The organism is Rhodoferax sp. PAMC 29310 (genome assembly GCF_017948265.1).
Lineage (GTDB): Bacteria > Pseudomonadota > Gammaproteobacteria > Burkholderiales > Burkholderiaceae_C > Rhodoferax.
The window spans coordinates 3,679,273-3,697,351 of sequence record NZ_CP072852.1; the positions used below are offsets into that span (position 1 = coordinate 3,679,273).

18 protein-coding genes are annotated in these 18,079 nt (G+C 59.6%); 13 read left to right on the forward strand and 5 right to left on the reverse strand.

The window, feature by feature from the left end:
- Nucleotides 1–57: 57 nt before the first annotated feature.
- Nucleotides 58–1,539 (reverse strand): glycosyltransferase family 39 protein, encoded by a 1,482-nt coding sequence (locus J8G15_RS17090; RefSeq protein WP_210543674.1) that lies wholly within the window; start codon nt 1,537–1,539, stop codon nt 58–60.
- Nucleotides 1,536–2,528, reverse strand: coding sequence for a glycosyltransferase family 2 protein (locus J8G15_RS17095; RefSeq protein WP_210543676.1), 993 nt, complete (start codon nt 2,526–2,528; stop codon nt 1,536–1,538). The genes J8G15_RS17090 and J8G15_RS17095 overlap by 4 nt, the downstream gene beginning before the upstream one ends.
- A gap of 148 nt (nt 2,529–2,676) precedes the next feature.
- On the opposite strand from J8G15_RS17095, the gene J8G15_RS17100 reads away from it, so the two are divergent.
- From J8G15_RS17100 to putP, 3 genes are all read left to right on the forward strand, one after another.
- Nucleotides 2,677–3,891, forward strand: coding sequence for a CaiB/BaiF CoA-transferase family protein (locus J8G15_RS17100; protein ID WP_210543678.1), 1,215 nt, complete (start codon nt 2,677–2,679; stop codon nt 3,889–3,891).
- Between the two features lie 683 nt (nt 3,892–4,574).
- Nucleotides 4,575–4,919: a hypothetical protein gene (locus J8G15_RS17105; protein ID WP_210543679.1), complete on the forward strand. Its 345-nt coding sequence runs from the start codon at nt 4,575–4,577 to the stop codon at nt 4,917–4,919.
- 109 nt (nt 4,920–5,028) lie between these two features.
- Nucleotides 5,029–6,471: a sodium/proline symporter PutP gene (gene putP, locus J8G15_RS17110; protein ID WP_210543680.1), complete on the forward strand. Its 1,443-nt coding sequence runs from the start codon at nt 5,029–5,031 to the stop codon at nt 6,469–6,471.
- Between the two features lie 104 nt (nt 6,472–6,575).
- On the opposite strand, the gene J8G15_RS17115 is transcribed toward putP, so the two are convergent.
- A complete protein-coding gene (locus J8G15_RS17115) occupies nt 6,576–6,896 on the reverse strand; it encodes a multidrug efflux SMR transporter (protein WP_210543681.1) in 321 nt (106 codons plus the stop codon).
- 413 nt (nt 6,897–7,309) lie between these two features.
- Here J8G15_RS17115 and J8G15_RS17120 point away from each other — a divergent pair, with 413 nt between their 5' ends.
- The 5 genes from J8G15_RS17120 (at nt 7,310) to J8G15_RS17140 (ending at nt 12,007) form a co-directional block, all read left to right on the forward strand.
- Nucleotides 7,310–7,831, forward strand: a complete 522-nt coding sequence (locus J8G15_RS17120) for a hypothetical protein (protein ID WP_210543682.1) — start codon at nt 7,310–7,312, stop codon at nt 7,829–7,831.
- On the forward strand, nt 7,816–8,469 hold the full coding sequence (locus J8G15_RS17125; RefSeq protein WP_210543683.1) for a hypothetical protein: 654 nt from the start codon (nt 7,816–7,818) through the stop codon (nt 8,467–8,469). The genes J8G15_RS17120 and J8G15_RS17125 overlap by 16 nt, the downstream gene beginning before the upstream one ends.
- Before the next feature lie 194 nt (nt 8,470–8,663).
- Nucleotides 8,664–9,587, forward strand: coding sequence for a LysR family transcriptional regulator (locus J8G15_RS17130; protein ID WP_210543685.1), 924 nt, complete (start codon nt 8,664–8,666; stop codon nt 9,585–9,587).
- The gene (locus tag J8G15_RS17135) at nt 9,584–10,423 is read left to right on the forward strand and encodes a ChbG/HpnK family deacetylase (RefSeq protein WP_240538350.1); all 840 of its coding nucleotides are present in this window, start codon (nt 9,584–9,586) and stop codon (nt 10,421–10,423) included. The genes J8G15_RS17130 and J8G15_RS17135 overlap by 4 nt, the downstream gene beginning before the upstream one ends.
- A gap of 9 nt (nt 10,424–10,432) precedes the next feature.
- Nucleotides 10,433–12,007, forward strand: coding sequence for a glycosyltransferase family 39 protein (locus tag J8G15_RS17140; RefSeq protein WP_210543687.1), 1,575 nt, complete (start codon nt 10,433–10,435; stop codon nt 12,005–12,007).
- Here J8G15_RS17140 and J8G15_RS17145 read toward each other — a convergent pair.
- Together J8G15_RS17145 and J8G15_RS17150 are read right to left on the reverse strand one after the other, a co-directional pair.
- A complete protein-coding gene (locus J8G15_RS17145; RefSeq protein WP_210543689.1) occupies nt 11,936–12,304 on the reverse strand; it encodes a GtrA family protein in 369 nt (122 codons plus the stop codon). The two genes, J8G15_RS17140 and J8G15_RS17145, sit on opposite strands and share 72 nt — an antisense overlap.
- Nucleotides 12,301–13,320, reverse strand: a complete 1,020-nt coding sequence (locus J8G15_RS17150) for a glycosyltransferase family 2 protein (protein WP_210543690.1) — start codon at nt 13,318–13,320, stop codon at nt 12,301–12,303. The genes J8G15_RS17145 and J8G15_RS17150 overlap by 4 nt, the downstream gene beginning before the upstream one ends.
- 82 nt (nt 13,321–13,402) lie before the next feature.
- On the opposite strand from J8G15_RS17150, the gene argS reads away from it, so the two are divergent.
- From argS to lptB, 5 genes are all read left to right on the forward strand, one after another.
- Entirely contained in the window at nt 13,403–15,100 is a 1,698-nt protein-coding gene (gene argS / locus J8G15_RS17155) for an arginine--tRNA ligase (RefSeq protein ID WP_210543691.1), read from the forward strand.
- Nucleotides 15,101–15,121: 21 nt separating this feature from the next.
- Nucleotides 15,122–15,730 (forward strand): SPOR domain-containing protein, encoded by a 609-nt coding sequence (locus tag J8G15_RS17160; protein WP_210543692.1) that lies wholly within the window; start codon nt 15,122–15,124, stop codon nt 15,728–15,730.
- A gap of 63 nt (nt 15,731–15,793) precedes the next feature.
- A complete protein-coding gene (locus tag J8G15_RS17165; RefSeq protein ID WP_210543693.1) occupies nt 15,794–16,441 on the forward strand; it encodes a thiol:disulfide interchange protein DsbA/DsbL in 648 nt (215 codons plus the stop codon).
- A 225-nt stretch (nt 16,442–16,666) separates the two neighbouring features.
- Nucleotides 16,667–17,284: a lipopolysaccharide transport periplasmic protein LptA gene (lptA, locus tag J8G15_RS17170; protein ID WP_210543694.1), complete on the forward strand. Its 618-nt coding sequence runs from the start codon at nt 16,667–16,669 to the stop codon at nt 17,282–17,284.
- Complete coding sequence (lptB, locus tag J8G15_RS17175) at nt 17,281–18,078, forward strand: LPS export ABC transporter ATP-binding protein (RefSeq protein ID WP_240538351.1); 798 nt, start codon at nt 17,281–17,283, stop codon at nt 18,076–18,078. Before lptA ends, lptB begins: the two co-directional genes overlap by 4 nt.
- Nucleotide 18,079 lies beyond the last annotated feature (1 nt).

Here is an 18,079-nt window from a genome sequence, read left to right on the forward strand (position 1 = left end):
CATTAATTACCGATAAATGCGTTTATCTATGATCTTTATGCGGGTAATAAATCACATTCACGATGGCGTGACTGTTGTTGAGCGCTGCACACGGAGCAACAGGTACTCGCCATGCTGCGCTAGTGGATGCAGGCGCGCGCGCAAATCGTCGGGCAGAGTCTGCCAATCGCCCGGTTTCATCGCCCACATCCCCGGCGGCCCGGTCAGGCGGGTGCGCAAGGCCGTCATCTGGGTGACTTCGCTGACATGGCCCCGGCTGTAGAACGCCGCCGAATAGGGACGCGAAGGGTAGAAGGTCAGCGCCCCCTCGGCTGGCGCCAGTTGAGCGTGGTGCGCGACTAACTCGCGCGTGGTGTGCCAGTCTTTCGCCGCCGCAGTGTTCAGCCCGCCTACCAATGCGGCGAACAGCAGCGTGCTGATGCCCAAGCCCAAGGTCAGCATCCGGTTGATGGATGCCGCTGGCCAGCGCGCGTGAAGCCAGTTCGCGGCGAACAGCGCCAAAGGCGGCAGTACGGGCAACACGTAGGTCCACAAAATATTCCCGGCCATCGTGAAAAACACCAATGGTGCCAGCGTCCAGACGAGCAGGTAGCGTTGGGGCGAGGGGGTTGGTCTTGTCTCACTCCCTGGTATTTCGGTACGGCGTCGCTGGCGCCAGGCCCCCAGAGGCAGCAATACGGACCAGGGCAGCAAAGCGATGATGGCGTATACCCAGATGCTGCCGCGCGCCGCCGAATGGGCCACGCCGTAGCGGTCCCCACTCCAGCCCGGTGTGACAAACCGGTGCCAATGCTCGCCCACCAGAAAATAATCCAGAAACCCCGGCGTACGCGCCTCGGCCAGCACGTACCAAGGCGCCGCCAACGCGAGTGTCAGAAGCAAGCCGCGTACCCACGGCAAATCGCGCCAGACGCGCCCCAATTGCCCGCTGAACAAACTCCAAAGCCCCAGCGGCACGCCGGTCAGCACCAAAATCAGTGGTCCTTTGGCCAACAACCCAGCGGCCAGGCCCACAAACAGCAGCCAACCCTCGGTGTTGCGGCGGGTCAGGTCGCCATACAAGCCCAGCCAAAAGCCCCGCAAGGTCAAGGTGGTGCCCAGGGTCAGCATCATGTCCGTCATCACTGCGCCAGAGGCCAACAGCATCAGACTGCTGCCGCCTAACAACGCCACTGCCGTGAGAGCGACCGACCGGGACTCGCGCCGGGCCCAGTCCCACATCAACCAGGCGACGCACAGCGCGGCCAGGAAGTGCGGCAGTCTCGCCGAAAACTCGCTCACCCCCAATAGTTGGAAACTGCTGGCTGTGGCCCAAAACGACAACGGCGGCTTGCCCCAGAAGGGCACGCCGGCGTCATACGAAGGTGTCACCCAGTCGCCCAGCTGGGCCATCACTCGCCCAATCTCGGCGTAGCGTGCCTCGGTGTTGTCGGTCAATGGATACAGGCCAAGGCTGACCAGGCGGATCAGCACCAACAGGGCCAGGGTCCAGACGACAGTGCCGGGTTGGCCCAGTCGGGTACGAAGCGAGGGCGTCATGGCGCGGGTGATGGTGTGTTTCTTGGGGGCGCGTAGCTGTCCAGCAGGTAGATGGGGCGTCGTTTGGATTCCATGTAAATGCGCCCCACATACTCCCCCACAATGCCGATGGCCATCAGCTGCAAGCCGCCCAGCAGCAGCACCACTTCGATCAAAGTGGGAAACCCCCGCACCTCATCACCCCAAACGCGCGTTTTGACCAAAAAGTACAGGGCATAGGTAAAAGCGCCTGTGGCGCTGAAAAGTCCCACATAGGTGGCCACCCGCAGAGGCACCGTGGAAAATGAGGTCAAACCCTCAAGGGCAAAGTTCCAAAGCCGCCAGTACGGCCACTTGCTCGCGCCTGCCGCTCGCCCCTTGCGGTGGTAATCCAGAGTGACCTGGTGAAAACCAATCCAGGCAAACAGCCCTTTCATGAAGCGATTGCTCTCAGGCAGGCGGTTCAGCGCGTCCACCGCGCGGCGGCTGAACAGGCGGAAATCACCCACGTCGTTGGGAATGCTGACCTCGCTCAGCCGGTTAATGATGCGGTAGAAAAAATGCGCAGTGGCCTTCTTGAGCATGGTTTCGCCGTCGCGTCGCGTGCGATGCATGTTGACCACATCGGCGCCACCGCGCCAGGCGGTCAGCATGTCGGGAATCAACTCAGGCGGGTCTTGCAGGTCCACATCCATGATGATCACTGCCTCGCCGCGTGCCAGTTCCAGACCCGCGGTCATCGCGCGCTCTTTGCCAAAGTTGCGGCTCAGGCGGGCCACGGCGACCTGAGGGTCGCTCGCCCGCAAGGTGTCCAGCACGGCCTGAGTCTGGTCTGTGCTGCCGTCATTCACAAAAATAATTTCATGCTGACCGGCTATCGCAGAGAGTACCTGTTTCAACTGGGCATGAAAAATTGGCAACACCACGTCTTCATTGAACACCGGCACGACCACGCTCAACAAGTGGGTGGTAGTGGTCGTAGGGGGTGGCAAAGCAGTGGCAGTGGACATGAGCGCAGTTCAAAAAATAGCACCTGAGTATCGCAAGCCCCGCGCGGTTTGAACGAGCACGCCGGGTTCCGGGGGTAAAGTCTGGTAAAGCCATGCTAAAAAGCACGCTGTGTCGGCTTCATCCCTCTCCAATGGATACCCCAATTTCATGACGACATCGACCTCCGCATCTTCCCAACGGCACTTGCCCCTCACCGGCCTGCGGGTGGTGGAGTTCACCCACATGGTGATGGGCCCCACTTGCGGCATGGTGTTGGCCGACATGGGCGCTGAGGTCATCAAGGTCGAGCCGCTTCAAGGCGACCGAACGCGCCACTTGTTGGGCGCCGGTGCCGGCTTCTTCCCTATGTTCAATCGCAACAAGAAAAGCATTGCCATTGACCTGCATTCGCCTGAAGGAGCCCAGGTGGCGCGCCGGTTGGCGGCCAGCGCCGATGTGGTGGCCGAAAACTTCAAACCCGGCACCATGGCCAAGTACGGTCTGGACTATGCCGCCTTGTCGAAAGTCAATGAGCGGCTGATCTACGTCAGCCACAAAGGGTTTTTGCCCGGCCCCTACGAAAATCGAACGGCGCTGGATGAGGTGGTGCAGATGATGGGAGGGCTGGCCTATATGACCGGGCGCCCCGGCGACCCGCTGCGCGCCGGCACCAGTGTGAATGACATCATGGGCGGCATGTTTGGTGCCATCGGGACCTTGGGTGCCCTTATCCAGCGCGGCATCACTGGCAAAGGTCAGGAGGTGCAAAGCGCCTTGTTTGAGAACAATGTGTTTCTGGTGGGCCAGCACATGCTGCAATACGCGATGACCGGCCAGGCCGCCGCGCCCATGCCCGCGCGCATTTCGCCATGGGCGGTGTACGACGTTTTCACCGTGAAAGACGGTGAGCAGATTTTTCTGGCCGCGGTCAGCGACGCGCAGTGGCTCACCTTCTGTGACGCGTTGGACCTGCCCGACCTCAAAACGAACCCCAAATACGCCAGCAACAACGACCGGGTGCGCGAGCGCGCCACCCTGCTGCCCGAGTTGCGCACCCGGCTGGCCCTGCGCAGTGCGCAGGACTTGACCGAGCGGCTGGAGGCTGCTGACTTGCCATTTGCCCCGATTCGAAAACCCGAAGAGTTGTTTGATGACGAGCACCTGATCGCTACCGGTGGCCTGGCCGACATCACCTTGCCCGATGGCGAGCGTGCTGGCCAGACGGCCCAAACTACATTGTTTCCCTTTACTATGGATGGCCAGCGCCTGGGGGTGCGGCACTCGCCCCCGACGCTGGGCCAGCACACGGCGGAGCTTTTGGCCGTGCTGGGATACGCGCCGGAGGCGATTGAGTTGCTGCGCGCTGGGCGGGCAGTCGGCTAAGCCGAAGGTGCGCGGCTCGCCCAGGAAGGCAATGCCCACCAAGATGGCGTCATTCCCGATCCAGACGGGGGAGGGGGGCCCGGCGGCATTGTTCCCATTGGGGCGGCCACGAGGCCGAAACTTACAACCATGGCGGCCAAGACAATGGCGCCGTGTTTATTTTCAAAAAAAGCTGAGTCTTTGAGCGTTGTGGGGTCCTACAGCCGCAATGCGGGCGAAATGAATCGGTAGGGAGTGCCCGCTTTCTGGTCGCCAAATGGCATGAGTTGTGGCTCCGGTCAGTCGCTGTTCGTGTAGTTCACCAGTCGACCCTTAAGCGCCATTCGCTCATTTGAATGGGTCGCGGCAAAGTGGTTGCTTACGAGGGTACGGGCCCATGGGCTTCCTCTTGACGGCAGGTCTCGTATTTTGGGCACCCGCGAAGCCAGCCGAACAAGGACTGCTTGAACTGGGCTTCACTTGTAGTCCAGAACTTGAACTCAAGTGGCGCAATTGCCGCTAACTCGACGTGAACCTAAAGCCGGGAGCAACAAGGCGTTGGAGCGCTATTTCCCGGATGACTTGGACATCCAATTTGCTATTTGACAGCAATCGGCCTATGGTGGCTTTGTGGCTAGGATGGGTTGTCTGCCTGACAGCACCAAGTAGCCGGGAAATCCTGGCCGCGCACAAAGCCAATCAGCTTGGAGATACAGGACATGAGTATTTGTTTGACGCGGGCTCCTTACAGCCAAGAATCGTTCAAGGGCTCGATCGCAAAACCCGAAGTCCGAGAGGCTGCAGCAAAAGCCATGTTCGGGGCGGGCGGCATGAAGCGTCACAACATGTGGTCTTCAGGAAGTGGCGAGGTGATCTGCATTCAGGAAGTTACTGCAGTCGCCGGAGCCTCGGTCGGTATCGCCGTATTGGCCGGTGGAGTCTTCGCCAGTGTTGAATCGACGGAACTGCTCACCATGGGTCAAATTCCCATCCGTGGCTGGCCTATGTTCAAAGCTCGCCACCTGAAGCGCCAAATGGCAAAAAATTAACGACTGGATTCGAAAGTTTCATACGGAATTCATCTGAAGTTATTTTGGAAAAATAGACATAAAAAACAAGGTCCCGAGTTTGGTTGTTTTATAAAGACGAGGAGAAATCATGATTCTTGCTTACACGCAATTTGGTATTTACTTGGCAATGATGCTCGGCATCGGTTGGTACTCGATGTCAAAAACCAGCGACAACGCCGGCTATATTGCTGGCGGTCGATCTTTGGGGCCGGCGACCACGGCGATCAGCGCCGGCGCGTCCGACATGAGCGGCTGGTTGTTGCTCGGTCTACCCGGCGCGGTATTTGTTGGCGGGTTAAGCGAGGGGCTGTGGATATCCGCGGGCCTGATCATCGGTGCCTACCTTAACTGGACACTGGTGGCCGCGAGGCTCAGACAGTTCACCGAAGACCTCGATGCGATCACGTTGCCAACCTATATCGGGGAGAGATTCGAGGATAAATCCGGCATTTTGAAAATCGTCGCGGCGGTGGTCATCATGCTGTTCTTCACGCTCTACGTTGCCTCGGGTTTAAAAGGCGGCACGCTGTTGTTCGCATACACCTTTGATGCCTCCGAGAAAACCGCGATGATCATCACCACCATCGTGGTGGTTTCCTATACCTTCCTCGGTGGTTACCTGGCAGTCTGCTGGACCGACCTGATCCAGGGCATATTGATGTTTCTTGCGCTGCTGTTCACCGCAATGCTGGGGTACTTCGCGATCGCTGGCAACCCGGTCGATATCAGCACAGTCAACCCGAAGGCCTTCGACTGGAAGGCCGGCTCCATCTTGAGCGGCGCGTCATTGATGGCCTGGGGTCTGGGTTACTTCGGTCAACCCCATATTTTGGCCCGTTTCGTGGGCATTAAAAACGTTGAATCGGTTCCCGCTGCGCGGCGTATCGGCATGAGCTGGATGATTATTTCGCTGTTCTTTTCCACCTGCATCGGCCTGATTGGAATCGGTTATAGCGAGGCCTTCGGCCTGGCCGGGGTCAGTGGTGAAGGCGGTAATAGCGAGCGCGTCTTTCTCGCGCTGTCCACGGTTCTGTTTCACCCGATATTCAGTGGTTTTGTGCTGGCCGCTGTGCTCGCTGCGGTCATGTCGACGGCTGATTCTCAGTTGCTGGTGTTGAGTTCCGCACTGACCGAAGACACCCCGATTGGCAAAAATATGTCGAATGAGAAAAAAGCCTGGGTGAGCCGTTTCGGAGTCGTCGGCTTTGCCATTCTTGCCTATGTCATCGCGGTAACCGATGAGGGCAATATTCTCAGCATGGTGGCCTATGCGTGGGGTGGTTTCGGCGCCGCCTTCGGCCCACTGGTTATCTTGTCATTGATGTGGCGCGATACCACCAAGGCGGGTGCCATTGCCGGTATCCTGGTGGGTTCGGTTTCGATCGTGGTCTTCAAGAACTTCGTCGCGGTCGAAGGTCATTACCTGTATGAGTTGTTGCCCAGCTTCATCCTCTCCTTCATCAGCATCGTCGTGGTCAGCAAGTTCAGCGCTAGGCCTTCCGATGAATTACTCGCCAGGCTGAAGTTTTAACGCCTGCAAATGGACCCCTGGTTAAGGCAACCGCTACGCCATGGTTGCTCTGATGGGGGGAATCACGCTGGCGCGGTCGGGTTGGCTGGCAGGTGTGACAGGCGCTATCCCACGCTGGTAAATCTCACAAGGATCAGGCACGAGGCGATAAGAGCGGCGGTCAGCGCTCGGGTAGTGGTCAGTGGCTCGCCCAGCGCCGCGATGCCCGCCAGGAAGGCGCCAATCGCCCCAATGCCCCTCCAGATGGTGTAAGCCGTGCCCAGTGGCGGGGCCTTCATCGCCACGGACAGGAGTCCAAAACCTGCCGCTATAGTGGTAAGTGTGATATCGATGGGAATCACGCGCGTGAAACCCTCGGACAGCTTCATGGAATAGGCCCAAACGACTTCCAGCAATGGGGCCACAAGCAACAAGGTCCAGGCCATACACAACCTCCTTCATTGGTGCCGGGTCATCCCGGTTGTTGATGCCTAAGATGGGGTTGGTCGTTGTCCGATCAGGGTCTTTGTGTGTCAAGGTTTGACCGCGGTCGATCACCAGCGGCACGGATGAATTCAAAAAGCATTGAGGAATGCGTTTTTTGGCACGCCAAACTCCCTGTTGAACAAGGACAAACAGTGGGAGTCATGCGTGTCTGTTGCCACGGCCGCTCGAAGCGGTCCTCGGCGGCCGTAGCCACCACGAAGGCCCCAGAGCTTGCTTCTTGTGCGGACCCATTCAGGGTCGATCAATTGGCATGCAGATCGAGTTGCCCACTGCCCAAAAGACCACGTCGGCGCGCAAAGAGTGCACAGAGTTGCTCTGCTGGTCTGGACAACGACAAGGCTTGGAGGTCTCAATGCCAATTAAATGGCGTCGAATCGGGGCTGGCATGGCGTTGATGTTTGCAATCTTTGCGAACCTGGCAGCGGCCCAGGGCGCCGGCCAGCCGGGCGACCCCGCCGCATCGGCGCAAGCCGGTCGCGGCCCGCTTGATGGCATGAGCTTCGTCGGCAAGATCGGCCCCGAGAACAACCGGGATCTTGATGACGAGTTGCACTTTGCTGGCGGCCAGTTCTGGTCAACGAACTGCGTGGCTTGCGGCTACCAACCTGGCGTCTATTGGAGTCGCCGCATAGGGGACCGTATCCAGTTTCAAGGCACCCTGCAAAGCCCGGATCGCGGCCGGTTCGATTTTTCGGGACACGTTGACGGCGGTCAGATCGACGTTCACATCAATTGGACCCAGCCGCGCTGGTATGGGGATATTGAGCGCAAACTGGCGTTTATTGGTGCGCTGGCAACGACAGCGCCGCCAGGCGCTGCGGCTTTGCCGATTGGCAATGGTTCGCAGGAAAGGGCCCAATGCAGGCGCTTGTAAAGCGATGGCGATGGCTTGTTCTGATCGCCGTTTACCTCACGCTGCTATTGGGAGGGTGGTTCGTCGGGCAGCATCTTTTTGACATTGCCGCCATCGATGTCCGGCCTGGCAACGAGCCCATGGTTCACAAACTCATCTTGATCGCCATGCTGGTGTTTGTCTTGGCGTCGGCAATACCATTTGTGCCTGGGGCAGAGGTCGGCTTTGCTTTATTAATGGTCTTTGGTCCAAGGGTGGCGCTGCTGGTCTACGGGGGCATGGTCACAGCGCTCTTGCTGGCCTATGGGGTCGGCAGGCTGGTCCCAGTGTCTTCGATTGGTGCAGGCTTGGCCGCATGTGGATTCAGTCGGGCGCAGGGGCTGGTGCTTCGGTTGGCGCCGCTCGACGCCAGCGCGCGCCTGGCGCTGCTGGTCGAGGGGGCGCCACGCCGCGTGGTTCCATTCTTGCTGCGTCATCGCCACATCGGGTTGGCGGTCTTGCTCAATCTGCCTGGCAATTCAGTTGTCGGCGGCGGCGGAGGCATCGCCCTGTGCGCCGGGATGAGTGGACTGTTCCCGCCGCCCGCCTTCCTCGCGGTCGTACTGCTGGCAGCGGCGCCCGTACCGATGTTCTTCTTGGTTGGCTTCGCGACCGGGTGAGATGGAGGGCGCCGCAGTGAGGGGTTCAGTGGCAAGGACGTCACGTGCTTTGCCGCGCGACACCAGCGACCAAGCGCGCCGATTGGTCCTTTCGTCAACCGCACAATCGTGGCAGTCCCGGCTGGACGTCATTTTCGACCCAATCATTTCAAATGCCGGCCAAAAATTTACTTTTATGAAGGTAATCTCCTTGCATGGATAAGTTCAAACAATTGGAGTCATTTGTCTCCGTTGCCACCCGGGGCGGTCTGACTGCGGCTGCAGTGGCTGAGGGCGTGGCACCGGCCATCATGGGGCGGCGGTTGGATGCGCTGGAGGCTCGACTGGGTGTGAAGCTGCTGGTGCGTACCACCCGGCGCATCACTCTCACTCACGAGGGCAGTGCGTTTTTGGAGGATTGCCAACGGGTGTTGGCCGATGTGGCCAATGCAGAGGCCAGCGTGTCGGCTGGCGGCGTCAAAGCCAGCGGGCACTTGCGCATTACCGCGCCGGCCGGGTTCGGACGGCGCCATGTGGCGCCGCTGGTGCCGCGCTTTCGGGAATTGCACGCGGACGTCACCATCTCTCTGAACTTGGGTGACCGGGTGGTGGATGTGGCCGGCGAGGGTTTTGACTGCGCCGTAAGGGTGGGCGACATGCCTGACTCGTCCATGGTCAGCGTGCGACTGGCCGACAACCGACGCCTGTGCGTGGCCACGCCCAAGTATCTGCAGCAGCATGGCACGCCCACTCACCCCACAGAGTTGTCCCGCCACGATTGCCTGACCTTATCCAGCGATGCCTCGCAAACCCGAGGCTGGGCGTTTCAGGTGCCCAAGAACGGCGGACCAGAGTTGATTCACCTCAAACCTGGCGGTCCGCTGGACTGCTCCGACGGCCAGGTCTTGCACGAATGGTGTCTGGCCGGCTACGGCGTTGCTTGGCGCAGCACCTGGGAAGTCGAGGCTGAGATTGCTGCCGGCACTCTGGTGGCCGTGCTGGAAGAATATGCGGCGCCTCCCAATGGCATCTACGCGGTATTTCCTCAGCGAAAGCACTTGCCGTTGCGGGTTCGGCTGTGGATTGACTACTTGAAACACCACTACGGCCAGGCCGGCTACTGGCAGGCGACCCGATGAATTTTTCTGCTTCCCCTGTGCGGCGCGTGATCTTGTGTGCTGATGACTTTGCAGTCAACGCCAGCGCGTCTCGCGGCATTGCCGAGTTGGCGGTTGCCGGGCGCATCAGCGCCACCAGTGCCATGGTGCTGTCGCCGCGCTGGGCGCAAGATGTGGCGCTGCTTGAACCTGTGCGGAATCGTATTGACGTTGGCCTGCATCTGGACTGGACCAGTGAATTTTCGTTGTCGCAGGGGCACGGCTTAAGCTTGGGTCGCGCCATGCTGAAGGCCGCACTGGGTGGATTTGACCGCCGGGTGGCGCGCACGGTGATCGACCATCAGCTGGATTTGTTTGAGGCGCATTGGCAAGCGCCACCCGATTACGTGGATGGCCACCAACATGTGCAGCAGTTCAACGGCATTCGCCAAGCCTTGGTGCAAGCTTTGACTGACCGTTATGCAGGACACAGCGGGCGCAAGCCCTATTTGCGCCTGTCCCGGGCGCCAGTGGGGCAGGCCGATATGAAAGCCCGGGTGATCGCCGTCATGGGCGTCGATGCTCTCGAAAGAATAGCTTCTCCCGCAGGATTGGCGGGGTCCAGCGCCTTGTTAGGCATCTATGATTTCACGGGCGATCAGGCCAGCTATGGTCAAGCCATGACCCAGTGGCTGGCGCAGGCGCCCACAGGCAGCATCATCATGTGCCACCCGGCGCAGGCCGCTGAGAGCGGGGATGGAATCGGGCCAGCCCGAGTCTGGGAGTTCGCTTATTTGAATGGCGATGACTTTCCCGTCGCCTTGCATGCGGCGGGGGTCGAGGTGGTGCGGGGCCGGGACGCGCTGCTCGCCCGCTAAAATTTGGCGGTGAATACCTCCCTGACTGAACGACAAAAATCTTGGCTGACTCTGGCCGCTCTCTGGCTTTTGCTGCTGGTCATGGCCGCTTTGCGGCCGCTAGCCGTCCCCGATGAGGGCCGCTACGGCGAGATTGGCCGCTGGATGCTGCAAAGTGGAGATTGGCTTACGCCACGCCTGAACGGCCTGCCGTTTTTCCACAAACCCCCTTACGTGTATTGGCTGGAGGCGATGTCGCTGGCCACCTTCGGTGTCAACGAATTTGCCCTGCGCCTGGTGCCAGCGCTACACGTGGCGCTGATGACGGTGGCTTTGTACCTGTCGGCCCGCACCCTGACCTCAGAGTCCACAGCACGGCGCGCCGCGGTGATGCTGGGTACCAGCCTGGCCTTTTTGGTGGGCGGGCAGTATGTGAACCATGACATGGCAGTGGCCACCTGGATTGGCGTGGCGATCTGGTGCTTTGCTTTTGCCTTCATGGCCGGGGACCGGCCGAACGCGATGTTGGCGCGGCTGGGTTTCGTGGCCTGCGCGTTCGGCATGCTGAGCAAGGGCTTGATTGGCATTGCGCTGCCTGGCCTGGTGATTTTTGTCTGGTTGCTGTGGACGCGGCAGTTCAAAAAAGTGCTCTACCTGCCCTGGGTGAGTGGTTTGGCCTTGTTTGCCGCCATTGCCGTGCCTTGGTTTGTGCTGGCGCAGCAGAAGCACCCCGAGCTGTTCAACTACATGTTCATCGGTCAGCAGTTCAACCGCTACACCGCCGCCACTTATAACAACCCGCAGCCGATCTGGTTCTACTTGTTGGCGTTGGCCTTGTTGTTTTTCCCCTGGGTGCTTTTTGCCTTGAACCAGGTACGGCGCGAGTCGCGTCAAGCGGGGAGCACCCCTCTGACAAAAGACGTATGGCGACTGTGCTGGGCCTGGGTGCTTGCGATTCTGGGCTTCTTCTCCATCCCGAACTCCAAACTGGTGGGCTACATCTTGCCGGTGTTGCCCCCGCTGGCCTTGCTGGCCGCCATGGGATGGGACCGCGTCATGGGACACCGGGCTTTTGCCGGCAAGGCTTTTGCCGGCTTGTGTGCGCTGAGCATCGGTATTGCCGTGGCGCTGATGGCCAGTGTGCCCAGCGTCACCCGTGAGAACCGAACGCAAGATGTGGCGGCTGTGTTGGCGTGTGAGGCCCAGGCGAGCGATACCGTGTATGTGGCTGGGGCCTACCCCTATGACTTGCCGTTTTATGCCCAGACCAGTCGCCCCATGGTGGTACTGGCTGATTGGCCAACCGTGCGCGTCCAAGCGGGAGACGGCTGGCATCGAGAGCTGTTTGAGGGCGCGGACTTTGATTTGAAGGCGGCCAAGGTCTTGCAGTCCCCTGAGGTCTTGACGGCAGCGGGACTGGTGAGCGGCAACTGGTTTGTGTCCCGCAAAGGCGACCAGGACTTGGCCAAACAACCGGGTTGGACCCTGTTCTATGAGGGCGCCGGCTGGGTGCTTTACCAATCCGGCGCTGATTTAGCGGCGAAAAGCCCAGTAGCGGCTGAACAAAAAGGTTTGCCCGGCTGCAAACACCAGAGCAATAAATAAAGCCACCAGCGCGGGTAGTCCCGCGCTGCGCAAGAGCAGCGCAAAGATCAACTCATTGCTGGCAAACCCTGCCAGCGCGGTGACGGCGAAACGGCCCAGGCTGGCACGCACGCTGGTACCCGCATCCTTGAAGCTCAACAGGCGGTGGCCAGCGAAGCTCACAAAGAAGGCAATCACAAAGCCCAGCGCATTCGCCAGCTCAGGCAGCATGTGGCTTTGCACCAGCGCAAACACGCCCATGTGGGTGAGCGCGGCCGACCCGCCAACCGCGAGAAACCAGAACGTCGACGCGCTCACAACAGCGAGGCTTTCGGCAGCGACTCGGAGGCTTGGGGGAATGGGGGGGGGGGCATTGGCGCGGGCAGGCCAGCGCCTTCACGCACGCTGATCAGGTAAGAGGGGCGCTGTTTGACTTCTTCGTAGATGCGGCCCACGTATTCCGACAACACGCCAATCGACAGCAACTGAATACCGCTGAAGAACATCATGCCCACCACGATGGTGGCGTAACCTGGCACTTCGATGCCGGAGATGAAGTACTCCGCGACCACCCAGGTGCCATAGCCGAGCGCCACGGCCGACAGTGCCAAGCCAAGTACCGTCATGGCGCGTAGCGGCGCGATCGAGAAGGCCAGAATGCCGGTTAGCGCCAGAGAGAGTGAGCCGCGCAGGCCAAAGTTACTCTTGCCGTCGGCACGTGGCAGTGGTTCGTAGTCAATGGCGGTGCTGTTGAAGCCCACCCAGGCGTACAAGCCTTTCATGAAGCGGTTGCGCTCGGGCAGGCTGTTCAGCGCGTTCACCACTTTGCGGTCCATCAGCCTGAAATCGCCCGCATTGGCGGGAATTTGAACCCGGTTGCCCAAGTTGACGAGCCGGTAAAACCAGCCCGTCAGCGTGGCTTGCAGGGTGGATTGGTCGTCCCGGGTTTTACGCACCGCATACACCACGTCCGCCCCCGTGCGCCATTTCGCTAGCATGTCGGGTAGCAGTTCCACTGGATGTTGTCCGTCCGCGTCCATGAGGATCACAAGGTCGCCCCGGGTAGCGTTCAGGCCCGCCGTCAGGGCCGGCTCCTTGCCAAAATTGCGAGACAGCTTGATGTAAACCACTTGGGGGTGGTCGACACACAGGGTGTGTATGACTTGCGCCGTGTCGTCCCGACTGCCGTCGTCCACCACAATCAGTTCAAGGTTGGGACTCATGCGGGCCAATGTGGCCAGGATGTGGGGCACCACGCTGCCCAGATTACGCGCTTCATTGAACGCGGGAATCACGCAGGAGATCGAAGGAGACAGGTCGGAGCGGGAGATCATGGGGGGATCATGCCAAAAGATTTCGCACCCGGTCAAAAAGAGGTGGATTTTTTTGCCACTCGCGCCCTCGTAAAATCGGCGCATGCTGTCTGTAAAAATTGAATTGCTCGAAGCCCTGGCGCAAGCGCTGGAAAAATTGTCCCCTGGCGCGGGTGCCAAAGCGGCCTTTGAGTCGCCCAAAGTGGCCGCCCATGGCGACTTTGCCACCACGGCCGCCATGCAACTGGCCAAACCCCTGAAACTGAATCCTCGCCAACTGGCCGAGACCCTGCGCGCTGACCTGTTGGCAACGCCTTGCTACCAGCGCTGGGTGGATGCGGTGGATATTGCCGGCCCCGGTTTCATCAACATCCGGCTCAAGCCCGAGGCCAAGCAACAAATTGTGCGCGAGGTGCTGTCCCAGACCACCTCCTATGGCAACCAAGGCTCCAACGGTCAGCGCATGCTGGTCGAGTTTGTGTCGGCCAACCCGACCGGTCCGCTGCATGTGGGCCATGGCCGTCAGGCCGCCTTGGGAGATGCAATCTGCAATTTGTTCCAGTCGCAGGGCTGGAATGTGCACCGTGAGTTCTATTACAACGATGCGGGCGTGCAAATCCAGACGCTCACCAACAGCACCCAATTGCGCGCCAAAGGCTTCAAACCCGGTGACGAGTGCTGGCCCACCGATTCTGACAACCCCGCCAGCAAGGCCTTTTACAACGGCGACTACATTGCCGACATCGCCAATGACTTTCTGGCCAAGAAGACAGTCAAGGCCGATGACCGCGAATTCACCGCCAGCGGTCACGTGGACGATGTGGAGTCGATTCGACAGTTTGCCGTGGCCTACCTGCGCAATGAGCAGGACAAGGATTTGCAGGCTTTCAACCTGAAGTTTGACGAGTACTACCTGGAATCCAGCCTGTACACCAGCGGCCGGGTGGCCAAGACGGTGGAGACGCTGGTGGCTAATGGCAAAACCTACGAGCAAGACGGCGCGCTGTGGCTGCGCTCCACCGACTACGGTGACGACAAAGACCGCGTCATGCGCAAGCAGGATGGCACCTTTACTTACTTTGTGCCCGATGTGGCCTACCACATCGCCAAGTGGGAGCGTGGCTATTCCAAGGTCATCAACATCCAGGGCACCGACCACCACGGCACCATTGCGCGGGTGCGCGCCGGCCTGCAGGCCGCGGGTGCTGGCATCCCTGAGGGCTACCCTGACTATGTGTTGCACACGATGGTGCGGGTGGTGCGCGGTGGCGAAGAGGTCAAGATATCCAAACGGGCAGGCAGCTATGTGACGCTGCGCGACCTGATTGAATGGACCTCCAAAGACGCGGTGCGCTTTTTCCTGCTTAGCCGCAAGCCTGACACGGAGTACACCTTTGATGTCGATCTGGCGGTGGCCAAGAACAATGACAATCCGGTGTACTACGTGCAATACGCGCACGCCCGCATTTGTTCGGTGCTGAGCGCTTGGGGCGGCGATGCGGCCAGCCTAGCAGGCGTCGATCTGTCCCCACTGGAAAGTCCTCAGGCGCAGGCTTTGATGCTGCTTCTTGCCAAGTACCCGGACATGTTGACCATGGCCGCTCAGGGCTTCGCGCCACACGATGTCACCTTCTACTTACGGGAACTAGCGGCGTGTTATCACAGCTATTACGACGCAGAGCGCATTCTGGTGGACGACGAGGCGGTCAAACTGGCGCGCCTGGCACTAGTCGCGGCTACCGCGCAGGTGTTGCACAATGGCCTCGCCGTGCTGGGCGTCAGTGCCCCGCAAAAAATGTAACCATAAAACGAGATGCAGCACATGAACAAGCAACGCGGAGGCACCATATTGGGCTTCATTCTGGGCGTGGTGGTGGGCTTGGGAATCGCTTTGGGCGTGGCGGTTTACGTCACCAAAGTTCCGGTTCCCTTTGTGAACAAGGCCAGTAGCCGTACCGTCGAGCAAGACTTCATGGAGACCCTGCGCAACAAGGATTGGGACCCCAATGCCGCGTTGCAAGTGAAGCCGGTGACAAAACCCGTGGACTCTTCAGTCACTCCTGCGCCTGCCGCCGAGATCGCAGCCCCTGTCGTGAAACCAGCAGACGCCAAGCCGGCCGAGGTCAAGCCCGCCGTCTCTGCTGACCCATTGGGTGACCTCGCCAAGGCGCGCTCGGGTGCTGCCAAGGCTGACCCCTATTACTATTTTGTTCAGCTGGGTGCTTTCCGAACTGCTGTAGATGCCGAAAGCCAGCGGGCTCGCCTGTCCTTGGGAGGCATTGAAGCCAAGGTCTCAGAGCGAGAGCAATCGGGACGCACTGTCTACCGGGTGCGTGTTGGGCCCTATGAGAAAAAGGACGATGCGATCCAGTCCAAGGAAAAACTGGATGCCGTTGGCCTGGAGACAGCGCTGGTGTCTGTGGCGCGCTAGAGCGCTGCTATTGAACTTATGCCAACAGCGTAAGTCCGACTGATTTAACTGGAGTGTTCAAAGATGAAGCGTCGTGATTTTTCCCTGACCTGTGGTGCGGTAGCTGGTGCGTCGGCTTTGCCGTCGCTTGTTTTTGCACAAGGCAAGCCTTATCAGGCCGGTGAGGATTATCTTGAAGTGAAGCCCGTCGCTGCGGTTGAAGCCCCAGCGGGGAAAATCGAAGTAGTGGAGTTTTTTTGGTACAACTGCCCGCATTGCAACGCGTTTGAACCGACGTTGGAGGCGTGGGTCAAGCGTTTGCCCGCTGATGTGGTGATGCGTAAGGTGCCAATTGCCTTCCGGGACAGCTTCATTCCTCAGCAGCGTCTTTATTACGCGCTGGAGGCCATGGGTTTGGTCGGAAAACTGAACTCCAAGGTCTTTGCTGCCATTCACGCCGAGCGCCAAAAATTGGACACGGAAGACGCCATCGTGCCTTGGGTCGTCTCCCAAGGTGTTGACAAGGCCAAGTTTACGCAGCAGTTCAACTCATTCTCCGTGGTCACCAAGGCCAAGAAGGCGACCTTGTTGCAAAACGCCTATAGCGTTGAGGGCGTGCCGGCGCTCGGCGTTGCCGGACGCTTCTACACCGATGGCACACAGGCCAAGGGCATGGAGCGCGCCTTGCAAGTAGTGGAGTCGCTGGTCGCCCAGGTTCGCAGCGGACGCTAGTCGCATCAGGCCGGCTGGCCCTCAAATGAGTGCGTCCCGCCGGCTGATGCCTGATGGGGGCGTTGGGCGGAGCTCTTTTTAGCCTTGAACCCACACGCGTGCCTCGATGGCGCTTCATGTAACGCAAGTTGGTATTGACCCACCGTGAGGCGGGGGGGGGCTTGGCTTGGGCGAACGGGTCGCTACAATGACATAAACTGACACTGCAGCAAGATTCATGCCTTTATGAAAATAACACTCACCTCTCTGTTTCTGGTTGTTTGCCTCGCCCTGAGCGCTGGCCAGGCGTATGCGGAAAAAGCGGACCGTGACAAGCCCATGAATATTGAGGCGGATTCGCTGCGCTATGACGATCAGCGACAAACCAGTGTGTTTACCGGCCGGGTGGTGTTAACCAAAGGCACAATTCTGATTCGCGGTGCCAAAATTGATGTGAAGCAGGATTCCGAGGGCAATCAATTTGGTCTGGTGCTTTCCGAGCCGAACAAACAAGCTTTTTTCCGCCAAAAGCGCGAAGGTGTTGACGAATACATTGAGGGCGAAGGCGACACGATTGAGTACGACAGCCGAGCGGACACCGTCAAGTTCCTGACCAATGCCAAGCTGCGCCGCTACCGGGGGGCGACGCTCAGTGACGAGTTCACCGGCGGCGTGATTCAGTACAACAACAGCACAGACGTGTTCACCATCGACGGCTCCGTCACCAAAACCGATGGCGTAAAAAGCGGGCGGGTCCGCGCCATGCTGACGCCCAAGTCGGATTCCGGCACGCCGAAAGGTGCCTTGGCACCGCTGGTGCCCGCACTTCGTTCGACCACCACGATGGGGACGGACAAGAAGTGAGTACCCCGGAGGCCATCACCGAGACACCTTCTCGCCTGGAGGCGGCCAGCGGCGAAAGTCGACTGGAAGTCAGCCATCTGCAGAAGTTTTATGGCGGGCGTCAAGCGGTCAAAGACGTGTCCTTGGTCGTCAGAAAAGGTGAAGTGGTGGGTTTGCTGGGCCCCAATGGTGCCGGCAAGACTACCTCGTTCTACATGATTGTGGGCTTGGTGCACGCCAGCGCGGGTGACATCACCATTGACGGGCAGTCGGTGGGCCACATGCCCATTCACCGACGGGCACGCATGGGCTTGAGCTATTTGCCTCAGGAAGCCTCTATTTTTCGCAAGCTCAACGTGGAAGATAACGTGCGCGCCGTGCTGGAGTTGCAGCGCGATGACGCCGGTCGACCGCTGAGCAAGCCGGAAATCGAAAAACGACTCACCGAATTGTTGCAAGACTTGCGGGTGGATCATCTGCGTGGCTCGGCGGCATTGGCGCTGTCTGGTGGTGAGCGCCGGCGGGTCGAGATCGCGCGCGCCTTGGCAACGCAACCCCGGTTTATTCTTCTGGATGAGCCCTTTGCCGGGATTGATCCCATCGCCGTGATCGAGATTCAGCGAATTATCAGTTTCCTGAAAGAGCGTGGGCTGGGGGTGCTCATCACTGACCACAACGTGCGGGAAACCCTGGGCATTTGCGACCACGCCTACATCATCAGTGACGGCAGTGTGCTGGCCCAAGGCAAGCCTGCCGAGATCGTCAACGACGCCAATGTTCGCCGGGTGTACCTCGGCGAACATTTCAGAATGTGAG

What these genes read in the sequence shown, in the direction of transcription:
- J8G15_RS17090 (WP_210543674.1), bottom strand. Translation starts at nt 1,539, where the DNA reads ATGACGCCCTCGCTTCGTACCCGACTGGGCCAACCCGGCACTGTCGTC.
- J8G15_RS17095 (WP_210543676.1), bottom strand. Translation starts at nt 2,528, where the DNA reads ATGTCCACTGCCACTGCTTTGCCACCCCCTACGACCACTACCACCCAC.
- J8G15_RS17100 (WP_210543678.1), top strand. Translation starts at nt 2,677, where the DNA reads ATGACGACATCGACCTCCGCATCTTCCCAACGGCACTTGCCCCTCACC.
- putP (WP_210543680.1), top strand. Translation starts at nt 5,029, where the DNA reads ATGATTCTTGCTTACACGCAATTTGGTATTTACTTGGCAATGATGCTC.
- J8G15_RS17115 (WP_210543681.1), bottom strand. Translation starts at nt 6,896, where the DNA reads ATGGCCTGGACCTTGTTGCTTGTGGCCCCATTGCTGGAAGTCGTTTGG.
- J8G15_RS17120 (WP_210543682.1), top strand. Translation starts at nt 7,310, where the DNA reads ATGCCAATTAAATGGCGTCGAATCGGGGCTGGCATGGCGTTGATGTTT.
- J8G15_RS17125 (WP_210543683.1), top strand. Translation starts at nt 7,816, where the DNA reads ATGCAGGCGCTTGTAAAGCGATGGCGATGGCTTGTTCTGATCGCCGTT.
- J8G15_RS17130 (WP_210543685.1), top strand. Translation starts at nt 8,664, where the DNA reads ATGGATAAGTTCAAACAATTGGAGTCATTTGTCTCCGTTGCCACCCGG.
- J8G15_RS17135 (WP_240538350.1), top strand. Translation starts at nt 9,584, where the DNA reads ATGAATTTTTCTGCTTCCCCTGTGCGGCGCGTGATCTTGTGTGCTGAT.
- J8G15_RS17150 (WP_210543690.1), bottom strand. Translation starts at nt 13,320, where the DNA reads ATGATCTCCCGCTCCGACCTGTCTCCTTCGATCTCCTGCGTGATTCCC.
- argS (WP_210543691.1), top strand. Translation starts at nt 13,403, where the DNA reads ATGCTGTCTGTAAAAATTGAATTGCTCGAAGCCCTGGCGCAAGCGCTG.
- J8G15_RS17160 (WP_210543692.1), top strand. Translation starts at nt 15,122, where the DNA reads ATGAACAAGCAACGCGGAGGCACCATATTGGGCTTCATTCTGGGCGTG.
- J8G15_RS17165 (WP_210543693.1), top strand. Translation starts at nt 15,794, where the DNA reads ATGAAGCGTCGTGATTTTTCCCTGACCTGTGGTGCGGTAGCTGGTGCG.
- lptA (WP_210543694.1), top strand. Translation starts at nt 16,667, where the DNA reads ATGAAAATAACACTCACCTCTCTGTTTCTGGTTGTTTGCCTCGCCCTG.